This is a genomic window from Shouchella lonarensis (assembly GCF_900096965.1).
Lineage (GTDB): Bacteria > Bacillota > Bacilli > Bacillales > Bacillaceae_D > Shouchella > Shouchella lonarensis.
The window spans coordinates 1-12,633 of sequence record NZ_FMYM01000005.1 but is presented as its reverse complement, the minus strand read 5'-3'; the positions used below and the strand labels follow the sequence as shown (position 1 = coordinate 12,633).

Annotated in this window: 17 protein-coding genes, 15 tRNA genes and 1 rRNA gene; 2 read left to right on the top strand and 31 right to left on the bottom strand. The window is 42.4% G+C overall.

The features are described 5' to 3' along the window. Positions 1-9: 9 nt before the first annotated feature. From nusB to BLT29_RS05915, 5 genes are all read right to left on the bottom strand, one after another. Positions 10-417 carry a transcription antitermination factor NusB gene (nusB, locus tag BLT29_RS05935; RefSeq protein WP_090775403.1) on the bottom strand — a complete coding sequence of 136 codons (408 nt, stop codon included), beginning with the start codon at positions 415-417 and terminating at the stop codon, positions 10-12. Between the two features lie 109 nt (positions 418-526). Then, positions 527-919 (bottom strand): Asp23/Gls24 family envelope stress response protein, encoded by a 393-nt coding sequence (locus BLT29_RS05930; RefSeq protein ID WP_090775402.1) that lies wholly within the window; start codon positions 917-919, stop codon positions 527-529. Between the two features lie 30 nt (positions 920-949). After that, positions 950-2,296: an acetyl-CoA carboxylase biotin carboxylase subunit gene (gene accC / locus BLT29_RS05925; protein WP_090775401.1), complete on the bottom strand. Its 1,347-nt coding sequence runs from the start codon at positions 2,294-2,296 to the stop codon at positions 950-952. Between the two features lie 16 nt (positions 2,297-2,312). Continuing rightward, on the bottom strand, positions 2,313-2,807 hold the full coding sequence (gene accB, locus BLT29_RS05920; protein ID WP_090775400.1) for an acetyl-CoA carboxylase biotin carboxyl carrier protein: 495 nt from the start codon (positions 2,805-2,807) through the stop codon (positions 2,313-2,315). A 74-nt stretch (positions 2,808-2,881) separates the two neighbouring features. After that, positions 2,882-3,259, bottom strand: coding sequence for a hypothetical protein (locus tag BLT29_RS05915; RefSeq protein WP_245701122.1), 378 nt, complete (start codon positions 3,257-3,259; stop codon positions 2,882-2,884). A 267-nt stretch (positions 3,260-3,526) separates the two neighbouring features. Here BLT29_RS05915 and BLT29_RS05910 point away from each other — a divergent pair, with 267 nt between their 5' ends. Next, positions 3,527-3,988: a cupin domain-containing protein gene (locus BLT29_RS05910; RefSeq protein WP_245701139.1), complete on the top strand. Its 462-nt coding sequence runs from the start codon at positions 3,527-3,529 to the stop codon at positions 3,986-3,988. Positions 3,989-4,143: 155 nt separating this feature from the next. Here the strand turns inward: BLT29_RS05910 and BLT29_RS05905 are convergent, their stop codons facing one another. Genes BLT29_RS05905 through BLT29_RS05865 form a run of 9 tightly spaced genes read right to left on the bottom strand, consistent with a single transcriptional unit; the run spans position 4,144 to position 9,672 of the window. Next, positions 4,144-4,719: a SpoIIIAH-like family protein gene (locus BLT29_RS05905; protein ID WP_090775398.1), complete on the bottom strand. Its 576-nt coding sequence runs from the start codon at positions 4,717-4,719 to the stop codon at positions 4,144-4,146. Between the two features lie 3 nt (positions 4,720-4,722). Next, on the bottom strand, positions 4,723-5,382 hold the full coding sequence (gene spoIIIAG, locus BLT29_RS05900; protein WP_090775397.1) for a stage III sporulation protein AG: 660 nt from the start codon (positions 5,380-5,382) through the stop codon (positions 4,723-4,725). Between the two features lie 15 nt (positions 5,383-5,397). Continuing rightward, on the bottom strand, positions 5,398-6,039 hold the full coding sequence (gene spoIIIAF, locus BLT29_RS05895) for a stage III sporulation protein AF (protein WP_090775396.1): 642 nt from the start codon (positions 6,037-6,039) through the stop codon (positions 5,398-5,400). A gap of 4 nt (positions 6,040-6,043) precedes the next feature. Beyond that, positions 6,044-7,249 carry a stage III sporulation protein AE gene (gene spoIIIAE / locus BLT29_RS05890; protein ID WP_090775395.1) on the bottom strand — a complete coding sequence of 402 codons (1,206 nt, stop codon included), beginning with the start codon at positions 7,247-7,249 and terminating at the stop codon, positions 6,044-6,046. 23 nt (positions 7,250-7,272) lie between these two features. Then, positions 7,273-7,662, bottom strand: a complete 390-nt coding sequence (gene spoIIIAD, locus BLT29_RS05885; RefSeq protein WP_245701137.1) for a stage III sporulation protein AD — start codon at positions 7,660-7,662, stop codon at positions 7,273-7,275. A 25-nt stretch (positions 7,663-7,687) separates the two neighbouring features. After that, a complete protein-coding gene (gene spoIIIAC, locus BLT29_RS05880) occupies positions 7,688-7,894 on the bottom strand; it encodes a stage III sporulation protein AC (RefSeq protein WP_090775393.1) in 207 nt (68 codons plus the stop codon). A 38-nt stretch (positions 7,895-7,932) separates the two neighbouring features. After that, positions 7,933-8,445: a stage III sporulation protein SpoIIIAB gene (gene spoIIIAB / locus BLT29_RS05875; RefSeq protein ID WP_090775392.1), complete on the bottom strand. Its 513-nt coding sequence runs from the start codon at positions 8,443-8,445 to the stop codon at positions 7,933-7,935. Next, positions 8,442-9,380 carry a stage III sporulation protein AA gene (spoIIIAA, locus tag BLT29_RS05870; protein ID WP_090775391.1) on the bottom strand — a complete coding sequence of 313 codons (939 nt, stop codon included), beginning with the start codon at positions 9,378-9,380 and terminating at the stop codon, positions 8,442-8,444. The genes spoIIIAB and spoIIIAA overlap by 4 nt, the downstream gene beginning before the upstream one ends. Positions 9,381-9,393: 13 nt before the next feature. Continuing rightward, the gene (locus tag BLT29_RS05865) at positions 9,394-9,672 is read right to left on the bottom strand and encodes a YqhV family protein (RefSeq protein WP_367576283.1); all 279 of its coding nucleotides are present in this window, start codon (positions 9,670-9,672) and stop codon (positions 9,394-9,396) included. A gap of 232 nt (positions 9,673-9,904) precedes the next feature. Between BLT29_RS05865 and BLT29_RS05860 the strand changes: the two genes are divergently transcribed. Further along, positions 9,905-10,432: a shikimate kinase gene (locus BLT29_RS05860; protein WP_090775390.1), complete on the top strand. Its 528-nt coding sequence runs from the start codon at positions 9,905-9,907 to the stop codon at positions 10,430-10,432. A gap of 54 nt (positions 10,433-10,486) precedes the next feature. Here BLT29_RS05860 and BLT29_RS05855 read toward each other — a convergent pair whose 3' ends face one another. From BLT29_RS05855 to rrf, 17 genes are all read right to left on the bottom strand, one after another. Next, positions 10,487-11,041 (bottom strand): hypothetical protein, encoded by a 555-nt coding sequence (locus BLT29_RS05855; RefSeq protein ID WP_090775389.1) that lies wholly within the window; start codon positions 11,039-11,041, stop codon positions 10,487-10,489. Between the two features lie 65 nt (positions 11,042-11,106). Next, positions 11,107-11,180: transfer RNA gene (locus BLT29_RS05850), tRNA-Arg, on the bottom strand. Between the two features lie 9 nt (positions 11,181-11,189). After that, positions 11,190-11,278 (bottom strand) — tRNA-Leu (locus BLT29_RS05845). A gap of 20 nt (positions 11,279-11,298) precedes the next feature. Then, a tRNA-Cys gene (locus BLT29_RS05840) sits at positions 11,299-11,372 on the bottom strand. A 6-nt stretch (positions 11,373-11,378) separates the two neighbouring features. Next, positions 11,379-11,450 (bottom strand) — tRNA-Gly (locus BLT29_RS05835). Positions 11,451-11,455: 5 nt separating this feature from the next. Continuing rightward, positions 11,456-11,531 (bottom strand) — tRNA-Gln (locus tag BLT29_RS05830). 4 nt (positions 11,532-11,535) lie between these two features. Then, a tRNA-His gene (locus BLT29_RS05825) sits at positions 11,536-11,612 on the bottom strand. Between the two features lie 10 nt (positions 11,613-11,622). Further along, a tRNA-Trp gene (locus BLT29_RS05820) sits at positions 11,623-11,696 on the bottom strand. Positions 11,697-11,705: 9 nt separating this feature from the next. Further along, positions 11,706-11,790, bottom strand: a tRNA-Tyr gene (locus BLT29_RS05815). 70 nt (positions 11,791-11,860) lie between these two features. After that, a tRNA-Thr gene (locus BLT29_RS05810) sits at positions 11,861-11,936 on the bottom strand. Positions 11,937-11,942: 6 nt separating this feature from the next. Next, positions 11,943-12,018 (bottom strand) — tRNA-Phe (locus BLT29_RS05805). A gap of 19 nt (positions 12,019-12,037) precedes the next feature. Continuing rightward, positions 12,038-12,114: transfer RNA gene (locus BLT29_RS05800), tRNA-Asp, on the bottom strand. Positions 12,115-12,144: 30 nt separating this feature from the next. Next, positions 12,145-12,221, bottom strand: a tRNA-Met gene (locus tag BLT29_RS05795). Positions 12,222-12,229: 8 nt separating this feature from the next. Beyond that, positions 12,230-12,305: transfer RNA gene (locus BLT29_RS05790), tRNA-Val, on the bottom strand. A gap of 23 nt (positions 12,306-12,328) precedes the next feature. After that, positions 12,329-12,400, bottom strand: a tRNA-Glu gene (locus tag BLT29_RS05785). Between the two features lie 35 nt (positions 12,401-12,435). Beyond that, a tRNA-Ser gene (locus tag BLT29_RS05780) sits at positions 12,436-12,529 on the bottom strand. A gap of 9 nt (positions 12,530-12,538) precedes the next feature. Beyond that, positions 12,539-12,633, bottom strand: a 5S ribosomal RNA gene (gene rrf, locus BLT29_RS05775); the annotation flags it as partial.

Here is a 12,633-nt window from a genome sequence, read left to right as displayed (position 1 = left end):
CTCCCTTTTTCAATTATTCTTTTTTTGTGTAGCCATTTCATATGAATGATGCAATACACCGTTCATAAAACGTCCAGCATCCTCTCCACCGAACGCCTTTGCAAGTTCTATCGCCTCATTTAATGTCACGTTGAATGGAATGTCTTCAATGTACAGCATCTCAAATAACGCCATACGAGCAATCGCACGATCAACATAGCCTAGACGATCAAGTGTATATCCTTTAATATTCTTGCTCAACCATGCATCAAGTTGCGTTGTATGCGCCAATGTGCCATTGACAAGTTCTTCAAAAAACGCACTTGGCTCATCTTCTGGACTGAGTGTATTTTTCATCGCACGATCTACGTCCGTTTGAATTAAATTCACTTGATATAATGTTTGTACGGCCCGCAATCGGGCTACCCGTCGATTCATAATGAACTCCTTTAACAAATTCTATCTTCAGTATAGCGTAAAACCATTCGACCGTCATGTACACTCGACCGATCATGAAAAAAGCCGGCAAATGCCGGCTGCTTCCGATTCAGACTTCGCCCGCTGTTTCTTTTGGCTCAAAATGTACATCTACAACGTGTATGTGAATGGCCTTTAGCTCAAGTGCTGTCATCGTTTCTAACGCTTGCTGTATATTAAGCTGCACAAGATTTGCTACTTCCGGAACTGTTGCACCATAGTGAATAATTAGCGCAACATCAATTGTAATCCCATCATCACCTAGTTCTACTTTCACACCTTTACCGTGATTTTTGCGCCCAAAGCGTTCCGCAACATCCGCAGCAAAGTTCCCGCGCAAACCGGCTACACCTTCTACTTCCTGCGCCGCAATACCGGCAATCACTTCAATAACCTCTGGAGAAATCTCTACTTTACCAAGACCACTTTTTTCTTCTTCTAATCCTAGCAATTGCTCTTCCATCGTCAACATCCCTCCACTACGATTTTCTGATCAAATCACATCATGCTCTTCCACAAATTTTGTATTAAACTTACCTGAGACAAATACGTCATGATTCAGTAAGCCTAAATGAAAAGGAATCGTTGTTTCTACGCCTTCAATCCCAAATTCGGCTAACGCTCGCTTCATACGGGCAATCGCTTCTTCACGTGTCGCACCATGTGTGATCACTTTAGCAATCATGGAATCATAAAACGGGGAAATCACATAGCCTGGGTAAACAGCCGAATCAACACGAACACCAAAACCACCTGGTGCTAAATAATCAACAACTTTCCCTGGAGATGGCATGAAGTTCTTCAGTGGGTTTTCTGCATTGATGCGGCATTCGATTGCCCAACCTGAAAAAGTCACATCCTCTTGTGTAAAGGATAACACTTCTCCAGCGGCAACGCGAATTTGTTCTTTTATTAAATCAATCCCCGTCACCATTTCTGTCACAGGGTGCTCAACTTGAATACGGGTATTCATCTCCATGAAATAAAAATCGCCTGTATGATGGTCATAAATGAATTCAACTGTTCCTGCGCCTGAATACTCTACTGCCCTGGCAGCCGCTACAGCAGCCGCGCCCATTTCTTGCCGCTTTGCTTCAGAAATCGCTGGTGAAGGGGTTTCTTCTAACAACTTCTGTAAACGACGTTGGATCGTGCAATCACGTTCCCCTAAATGGATCACGTTTCCGTGGTTATCCGCTAATACTTGAATTTCAACATGACGGAAATCCTCGATATATTTCTCTAAATATACCCCAGGATTTCCAAAAGCCGTTTCAGCTTCTTGCTGAGTTACTTCAATTCCTGCCCGTAATTCTTTTTCATTCCGGGCAACCCGAATGCCTTTTCCACCACCGCCTGCAGTTGCTTTTATAATCACAGGATAACCGATTTCTACTGCAATACGCGCGCCTTCTTCTATAGACCCGATGATCCCTTTAGAGCCGGGTACAATGGGAACACCTGCAGCTTCCATCGTATCACGTGCGACATCTTTTGTACCCATTCGATTAATTGCAGACGGACTTGGACCAATGAACGTAACGTTACAATCTCCACAAATCTCAGCAAAATCCGCGTTCTCTGCTAAAAAGCCATACCCTGGATGGATGGCATCGGTTTCGGTTAATGTGGCCACACTCATCAAATTCGTGAAATTTAAGTAACTTTTAGCTGACGGGGTCGGACCAATACAAAAAGCCTCATCTGCTAACTGAACGTGAAGTGCTTCTGCATCTGCTTCTGAATACACGGCAACCGTTTCAATCCCAAGTTCTTTGCATGCGCGAATGATACGCACGGCGATTTCTCCACGATTAGCTATTAAAATGCGTTTCATCATCGGTTCCCGCCTCCAACTATGTCCGTTCTACAATCATTAACGGTTGTCCATATTCAACTAACTCACCGTTTTCAACGACGATCTTTGTAATACGTCCTTTTACATCGGCTACAATTGGGTTCATTAGTTTCATTGCCTCCACGATACAAACGACCGTTTCCTCATCGACCGTGTCTCCCACTTTCACATATGGGTCTGCCCCAGGAGAAGGCGCTGCATAAAATGTCCCTACCATAGGAGAAGTAACCGTAAACAAATGACGGTTGTCTGTTTCTTCTGTCGCCGAAGTGTCTGCTGTATTTTGCACCGACGAGGCAAGTGGTGCTTCTTGCGTTGCCACAGGGGGAGATGCTGCTTGTGGCGACATTGGTATGATGGATGACACCGCTTGTCCGCTAATTGGTGCATGTTTTTTCAACGAAATCTTCATATTATCTTGCTCAAATGACAACTCGTCTATAGACGAAGCATCAAACGCTGTAAGTAAGTCCTTTACATCTTCAATTTTCATTGGTTATATGACAACTCCTTTTAAAACTTTCTTGTTAAAAAAGTGAAAGTGAGATTTCTTCTAGCAGCTCACTGCTATTTGTTTTCCATCCCTAAATCGTCCATTTCCTGATCAATGGCCTCATTCTTAGGTTCTACATTGCGGTACTGGCGGAACACAGGGAACTCTGATAAATTTTCAGGAATCTTCCCATCTTCAAGTAAAATGATCTTAACAATATTTTTATTACGCGCCATATGATACTTTTCACCATACTCATTTTCAAGCGTATATCGCTTCAAAGATGCGTAGTCTTCTTCTTGAATGGATACACGCACTTTATCACCATCGTCATCCTCTACTTCTTCTGCAAACCCCACCTCAAATTCAACGATTTGAATGTGGTCATTTTTAATATTTCTCGTTTGTTCAAGGACTGCTTTCGCTCCTTCAGTTAAATCCGTCCATTCCATTAAATATCTCTCCTCACTTCAATCTTCACTGCTGTATTATACCATGTAACATGTCTAATTGCATATGCAACAAACGAGTATTTTTTAATAATAAAGAGCAATAATGCAACCATTAACGCGTGTTTCACTTTTGTAAACCACTCATCCAATCTAATGTTTAAAATCATCACGCTTTATAAAATGATGCATAGGGTAAAAATAAACACTAAAAGGAGAAGAGATATGTACCAAGAATACTTTAACAAACAGCGGGATTCATTGTACCGAATGGGTTCTGAACAGAACGAAAAACAAAGTGATGGTGATTTTCATGGCAGAATTACCATCAGAGATTATGGACAAATGCCACTCGTCGTCAATATTGATGAAGCCACAAAGAAAAATCAAACTTATCGTACTGCATTATGGACAGGAACCTACCTTCAAGTAACACTGATGAGTATTGATGTTGGTGACAGCATTGGCTTAGAAGTCCATCCAACAACGGATCAGTTTCTCCGTATAGAAGAAGGCCAGGGTTTGGTTCAAATGGGAGACAGTGAGGAAAACTTAGATTTTCAAGTGGATGCTCGTGATGATTATGCAATTATGGTCCCTGCCGGAAAGTGGCACAATATTACCAACACGGGGGACGATCCTCTCAAAATTTATGCAATCTATGCCCCACCCGAACACCCGTATGGTACTATCCATGAAACAAAAGCGATTGCGATTGAAGCCGAAGAATAGTTATTTCGTTTGCTCTACCTATTCTATTGATGATTAATGTGATTTTAACAACACAAAGAAGAACCAAGCCGGTCACTATAAAGGCTTGGTTCTATACATCGTATTCAGTCACCAAAGTCCCATGAAACTTTCTTTCTAATCTCCGACTCCCGTCGTCACTTCGACATCGGTTCAAATTGAACTGAGACTGCACTCGTCGTTTGTAATTGTTCTTCCGCAAGTTGCATAATATCAAGTGCTTGTGCCGGTGTAAGCGATTCTGCTTGCACCATTACTTTCACCTTATCTTCTTGCGACATGACGAGCGCATCATGGTATCCTTCTGCCCGAATAAGTGATTCAAGCATTTCCTCGTTGGTACTAATCGCCAATATCTCTAGCGACTTGTTATAAGCATCAACTTTTTCCTCAGCAGAAGCTTGGTCATCAGAGGCTTTACGCGAGTATTCCTCCGCTTTTTTGGAACGTGCCTCGTCCATCTTTAACCTTGCTTCTGTAAAGTTGACGTGCCCAGAAATATCCGAGATGATATCTGCATCATTCTCTGCAATGTTTCCTTCTTCATCGACATTAATGGTTACGTCGGTGTCCTCTCCATTTTCCTTTTGCTCTTCTAAAGAACCAACTAAACTAGAATTCGGTCCACGCTCTTGGAGAACATAATAAGCCCCCAGCACCAACATCAAGCTTAACATTGTTAATAACCACACCGTTTGCTTCTTTAACACCATTGCTTATTCCTCCTTTAATTTTTTTGGCATAACCGAGACGCGATGCACAGGGACATCAAGTACACGACTTACCGCCTCCACCACCCACGCCTTTACTTGCACATTCTCCACACCATTCGCCACAACAAGAACACCCGCAACATCTGGTTTTTCTGTCGCGACCACAAGAGGTTTCTCTTTATCTCCCTCTCTTAAAATCACAACTGCTTCTTCTTCTTTGACATCCTCTACCTGACGGCTGCCGCCTTCACGATCGGTTTCTTTCGTATCTTGCCTGCTGCGATTCACATTATTTTGATATATATGTTTCTCTGTATCTGCCACATTGATAAATACAGAGACATCATCAACACCGACCATCTCTTCTAACATTTCTCGTAACTGATTTTCGTAGCGCATCTCGTAATCAGTCATAGAATTGCTCTCAACTTCACGTCCAAACGTAGGTGCTGATTCAACTTCTTTTGAAGTTGTTCCTTCTTCATGAATAACTGGCAATGTCTTTTCTTGTTCTGGCTGAAAAAACTGACTAGCAATCATGAGAAATACACCTCCGCACCCTAGTAATAAAATATATTTAGGTGAAAATGTCCGTTTTTTTTTCTGGGGTTGTTTCTCAAGCCATTTCTTGAACCAATCATCATCTTTGCGTTCATGTTTCATTCATCTTTTCCCTCCTTACCTATGCGACGACAGAGCGGTATCTTTTTGAACAAGTGTGATGAATGTCTCAGGAACGTCCCATTCTTTTGCAAGAAACTTTTTCACTTCTTCATCTTCTAGACCTTTTTCACGCTCACTTACAGTTACATCCTTTTCACTGGAAACATCAATCGTTACCGTTTTGACCGGTTCTACAAAAGATTTGTTTACTGGCTCATCTTCGGTTTGTACCGTTCCAACAGTCACCACCATCCTTTTCCATTCTTCTTGTTCTCCTTCTGTCTCAATGATGACATTGTCAATTTCTAGTTGATATGTTTCGGCTAATTTTTGAGCGACTTGTTCTTTTAATTGGACAGCCACTTGTTCAGATGTATATGCATCATAAAACTGTTCTATCTCTTTTTTTTGTGAATTTATTTTTTCACCAACAGAAGCTTGTTGCTCGGCTGTGTCATCAATAAAAGACGGCAGCCATTCTTCTATGTCACGTTGAAACAACACTAAAACGGGTTGTAACAACAACAACAGTAGCATTAAGCTAACAACAAGTTTGACATAGTTTTTTAACGCCGTATTCGGAAGCATCATTTCTAAAATCGCGGCTAGCATAATAATTAAAATGATCGCGGTGATCCACTCTTTTATAAACGCCATATTTTCACCTCATCATAAATGCAATATTGCTCGCAGCAATCATTAATGTCACTGCCAAGAAGAACATAAAACCAATGAGCACCATTGCAGCAAACACGTATAAAATAGACTTGCCAATAATAGACAAACATTCAATGACTGCACCACCACCCAAAGGTTGTAGCACCGCAGCTGCAAAGTTAAATACAAGTGCAATAGATAATATTTTCATTGCCGGAAAAGCACAAATAGCTAGCAAAATGACGAGTCCCGCCATCCCAATTGTATTTTTCACGAGCAACGATGCACTCATGACCGTATCTGTTGCATCTGTAAACATACGACCAATGACAGGGACAAAATTTCCAGCAATAAATTTGGCTGTCCGAATGGTGAGCCCGTCAACCGACGCTGCCGTTGTCCCTTGTACAGATACGACACCTAAAAATACCGTCATAAATACCCCTAACAAACCAATTGCCGCTGTACGAAAAAGTGTTGCTAACCTTGTCACTTTATAACTCTCATTTAACGTGCTAACAATACCGAGAACAGCGGAAAAGAACAAGAGCGGGAGGACGAGTGTACTGACAAGTAGCCCACTTGTATGAACGAGAAAAATGATGACAGGGTGAAACAATGAAGAGGCAGTCAATCCACCAAGCGCAGCCATCATTGCAAGTAAAAGAGGCAGCATAGCAATTGTAAAATGAACCATTGCATCCACCGCTTCTTTTGCATACGTCATTGCAACATGAAAACCATTCATTGCAAGCATTGCTAGCACGAGCAACGTCACAAAATAAGCGGCTTTACTCACTGTATGACGTTCAAATGCATTTTGAAAAGATTGTAAAATATGAGCAAAAACTGTTAGCAACAATAACATTCCAAGTAGTTTTCCATTTACAACCAGTTCATGCAATAAAAATTTGACTAACCCGAGTACCCAAGCCTTTATTTCGAACTGCTTGTCTCCTTTTAAAAAATCAAGAAAGTTTCCTTTCTGGCTTTCTGGTAAGAAACCTCCATATTCACTAGAAACCTTTGCCCAATATTGCTGAATATCATCTATTTTCAAGTGAGAGATTTGTGTGTCTACTAATTCTGTTTGGCTCATTTCTTCAATTTCACCTTCTACCGACGGCTCAGCGTTAACAACACCATTTCCGGAGAAACATAAGAAGAGCGCAAGAAATAAACCAATTATGACACCTTTTTGTTTCTCCATTGTTTTTCACCTCTCTCCATCGCTTATGTTGGTAGCAGCGCTAAAATCATTTCAATGACTGCCTTAATAATTGGAATGGCTAACACAAGGATGAATATTTTCCCAGCTAATTCGATTTTTGTTGCAATGACTCCTTGACCCGCGTCTCGTGAAATTTGCGCACCAAACTCTGTGATATAAGCAATGCCAATCATCTTCAAGATCGTTTGTAAATAAACCATATGAATATCGGCGTTTTCTGCTAACTGTTGGATCAGTTCGATCATCGCCGTAATTTCATCCATTAGAAATAAAAAAATCAACGCGCCAGCAAACATCGTTAACATTAACGCAAAAACTGGTTGTTTCTCTTTCACAACAAGGGCCAAGAACGTTGCGATCAGCCCTAACCCGACTAATTGTACAATTTCAATCGCAACTCCCCTCCCCGACTTGTATTCATTGGTGAAATAAAAAGATGCTACGTATTTTTTGAAACAAATCATCCACGATGGTCGCTACCATATACAACACTACAACAAAACCAATCACAGTGACCCAATGAGCCCAATCCTCTTTCCCCATTTGCTTTAAGACTGTATGGAGCATGGCAACAACGATCCCTATTCCAGCAATTTGAAAAATCGTATTTGCATCGTAAATCACCACCTGCGCCCCCTCTCACAATAAACAAACCATTCTTTCTATAAAAATAAAATAACAAGCAATAAGCCGGCGAGTATTCCGAGCATCTTTGTCATTTTTTCATAACGTACTTGTAAATCTTTTGCCTCCAACTCATCGCGTTCCAAGTGCACTTGTGCCAGTTTTAATTGCTTTTGTTGTTGCGTACGATCAGTTGTTCCAAGTGTTGTTCCAAATTGGCGCAACACCTCCCGCTCACTTTGTTTTAACGCTGTCTCTCTTAACGTTTCATCTAAACTTTCCATCCATGCTGTCGCAACAGTCACGTGCTTTTCCTGCAGTTTACATGAAAATTGGAGGAAAAACTGAGACAGTGGTTCAGATAACTGCGCTGCAATACGTTCACTTGCCTCAGCTAACGGTGTTTGTCCGAACATAATTTCTGCTTCTAGCGACCGTAAAGCTACTTGTAATTGCCGTAATTGTTGCGGTCGTTCTCGTAATGCTTTTGCTTTATGAAAACCATACAATGTTGTGCAAAGCACAATGAAGCATGCGCCTAGCCATTTCATTGTTTTATTCTCTCTTTTACTTGTTTCGGTAGACGCACACGCTTCACCGTACCTGGGTGTGGATCTCTTCCTAATTCAATGATTCGCGTGAATGCTTGTGCCTGAAATAACGCTGAAAATGTCGGGCGCTTCATTAATGATTCATAAGAGTCACCGTGTGCAGTCGCCATCAACACCACACCAGCATGCATCGCCTCCAAAATTGCTTCGACATCTTCTTGACGACCAATTTCATCCACAATTAGCACATCTGGTGACATTGATCGAATCATCATCATCATCCCTTCTGCCTTTGGGCAACGATCTAACACATCTGCCCGGTAACCAAGATCGTGTTGGGGAATGCCATTTACACACGCGGCGATTTCTGAACGCTCATCCACAATTCCGACTTTTCTCGAAGCAATTCTTCTTTCCTTCACTCCTTCGCTAATATGCCGAGAAAGATCTCTTAAGAGCGTCGTTTTTCCAGTTTGCGGGGGACCCACAAGCAATGTGTTTTGCCAACCCATACGCTGATCGTACACATCTGAAATTAAATGTTTTGCTGCCCCTTTTTTTTGTCGCGCGATGCGAATGTTAAATGAACTAATTGAGCGCATCGTTTGCACCGCGCCTTTTTCTAACACAACTTTTCCTGTTATTCCAACCCGATGCCCACCTTGAATTGTAATATAACCTCTTCTTAACTCTTCTTCAAAGGCATATAACGAATACTCGCTTAACTGATTTAACACAATTTGTGCATCTTCTAGTGTCACTTCATAATGATTGTTGTTTTTCTTAGGATAAACTGGCTTTCCCGCAATTAATAACTCTAATGGACGATGAACACGTATACGAATCTCTTCTAACAAATTTAACTCTGGTTTTGACAGTGTCTCAATTAGACCATGTATGTGTGCTGGTAATATGCGTAATAAATCTTTAAACATCGTGTCAGCCCCTTTATTTCCGAATACCAATGAAAATGAGTAACACACCTGCTCCAATGAGGAGAAATTTTGCTAAAGACAATTTCCCAGTAATCCCAGCTAGTCCAATTCCAAGCGATAATAGTAATACCGTCGGTCCAACTAACGCGAGTGTTGCATTGATTGCAATCGCTTTTTCCACACTATTAAGGCGCAACATGAGGAAAGCTGCCGTCACTTCAATGAAACCAGATAATAAACGTAAGCATACCATCACGATTAATGTCCACTTGATTGCAACAAACGTATCCAACAAGATGCACCTCAATTTCTTTCTGTATAATGAGTTGAAACACATTTGCTTGCGTAGCGCTGTGAAGTGCACAAGCAAACGTGAATGAAGTATACTTCATTCCTTGTATACGCGATCTAAAAGACCGATTTTCTACACTTTATGTGTCTTGGGACATGTTCAGAACCATTTAGCGCTCCTTTCAACAATCTAATTTGGTATACTATTGAAGAGGGAAAGAGAGGTCATCGTGATGGAAGGACATCAACATATTGCACTCAACGGTTTTATGGGCGTCGGCAAAACGAGTATTGGCAAACAGCTTGCATTGCAAATGCATCGCCCTTTTATTGATACAGATGAGGAAATTTCGTCTCAAATGATCATGCCAATTACTGACATTTTTTCGATACACGGGGAATCTTTTTTTCGTGAGTTAGAAGAAAAAACAGTCATTACTGCATGCAATCAGCAGCAACGAGCCATTCTCTCTCTTGGGGGAGGGGCATTTCTTAGTGAAAAAGCGCGGGCGCATTGTTTTGCGCATACTTTTGTTGTCTCTTTACATATGTCGTTTGAAAAATGGTATGCACGAATGACACCATTTATGGATAGCCGCCCCCTGTTACAACAGAAAACGTTGTTTGAGTTGAGAAATTTATATGAGGAGAGGCAACTGATTTATCGTGATTGTCATTTTCAACTATGTGTAGATGAGCTTACAATTAATGAAGCTGTTATGGAGATTGGACGTGCATATGAGGGTCGAGGAAAAATATAAAACCCGTATTGAACAGCGTTTTTCGCGATTCAATACGGGTTTTTCTTGATGAAACTATATTAACTTATTTTTCTTCAAGCATTCGAGGTAGAATTGGTAATTTCGATCATCTAAATCACCAAATTTTATCTCTGGTATACCTACGCGTGCAACTAAATAGTCAACCAAATACCGCGAGAAGCCATATACTTTGAAGTTTGAAATGACGTTTTCTGCATTGCTTTCTAGCACAATAGAAGTGCGTTTACCCCGATTATGCTCATCAATTAATTGATCGTACGTTACTTCTTTTTTCTGCCACTTATGAATAGCGTATTTCACATCATTGAACACTGCAACGATCTTGTCTTTGAGCAGATCCTCTGCCATCATCCGCTTCTCTTCTGAACTATAAATTTCATCCAACACTGCTCTATCCGTAATGGTATATAGTTTGTAAATATCTTTTTCATTGACTTCTTCATCATTTAAATAATCTATTTCATCAATGCTATACAAAGGAATTTCTTGTGCATGAAACTTTGTTTCCAACACATGTTCCAATTGCTCACGATTTAATGTCATTACGTTCGTATCCATGAAACGTTTATGCAGGTCAACATAGTTCATTATATATTCTCCTTAATGATAGTAAAAACACCACTTACCTTGTACAGAAAGTGGTGTTCTAACAGCGCGCCCGAGAGGAGTCGAACCCCTAACCTTCTGATCCGTAGTCAGACACTCTATCCAATTGAGCTACGGGCGCATATAAAGTTGGTGCCGAGGGCCGGACTTGAACCGGCACGGTAGTCACCTACCGCAGGATTTTAAGTCCTGTGTGTCTGCCAATTCCACCACCCCGGCATATGTAGGACAAAAATATTTGGAGGCGGCAACCGGATTTGAACCGGTGATAAGGGTTTTGCAGACCCGTGCCTTACCACTTGGCTATGCCGCCACCTAAAGCGGAAGACGGGATTCGAACCCGCGACCCCCACCTTGGCAAGGTGGTATTCTACCGCTGAACTACTTCCGCATATATGGCTGGGCCACCTGGATTCGAACCAGGGGAATGACGGAATCAAAATCCGTTGCCTTACCACTTGGCTATGGCCCAAAAATGGGGCGGCTGATGGGAATCGAACCCACGAAATGCCGGAACCACAATCCGGTGCGTTAACCACTTCGCCACAACCGCCACGTAAAATTGGCAGGGGCAGTAGGAATCGAACCCACACTGGAGGTTTTGGAGACCTCAGTTCTACCGTTAAACTATGCCCCTATTAACATATGGTGGAGGGGGACGGATTCGAACCGCCGAACCCGGAGGGAGCGGATTTACAGTCCGCCGCGTTTAGCCACTTCGCTACCCCTCCACTTGGAAAGACAATACCTATTGTATATGCTTTTCATGCCAAAGTCAATACGTTTCTAGGTAATTGCAAATGGTGCCGGCCAGAGGACTTGAACCCCCAACCTACTGATTACAAGTCAGTTGCTCTACCAGTTGAGCTAGGCCGGCATCACATGGTGGCTCGGGACGGAATCGAACCGCCGACACATGGATTTTCAGTCCATTGCTCTACCGACTGAGCTACCGAGCCAATAAATTCTTTATAAAAATGGCGGTCCGGACGGGACTCGAACCCGCGACCTCCTGCGTGACAGGCAGGCATTCTAACCAACTGAACTACCGGACCATAATTAGTACTACTATTGAAAGATTTAATTGGTTGCGGGGGGCGGATTTGAACCACCGACCTTCGGGTTATGAGCCCGACGAGCTACCAGACTGCTCCACCCCGCGCCGCTATATGGTGGAGGATGACGGGATCGAACCGCCGACCCCCTGCTTGTAAGGCAGGTGCTCTCCCAGCTGAGCTAATCCTCCATATTCATATAAAACAATCAAAGTGACCCGTACGGGATTCGAACCCGTGTTACCGCCGTGAAAGGGCGGTGTCTTAACCGCTTGACCAACGGGCCACGATAAAAAATTGACTTATTATGTATAAACTATCTGGCGGAGAGCGAGGGATTCGAACCCTCGAGACGGTTTCAAACCGCCTACACGATTTCCAATCGTGCTCCTTCGGCCAGCTCGGACAGCTCTCCATAAATATGACCCGGCACCGATCTACGCTCGCAGGGGGAAGCCCCCAACTACTATCGACGCAAAAGAGCTTAACGACCGTGTTCGGCATGGGAACGGGTGTGAC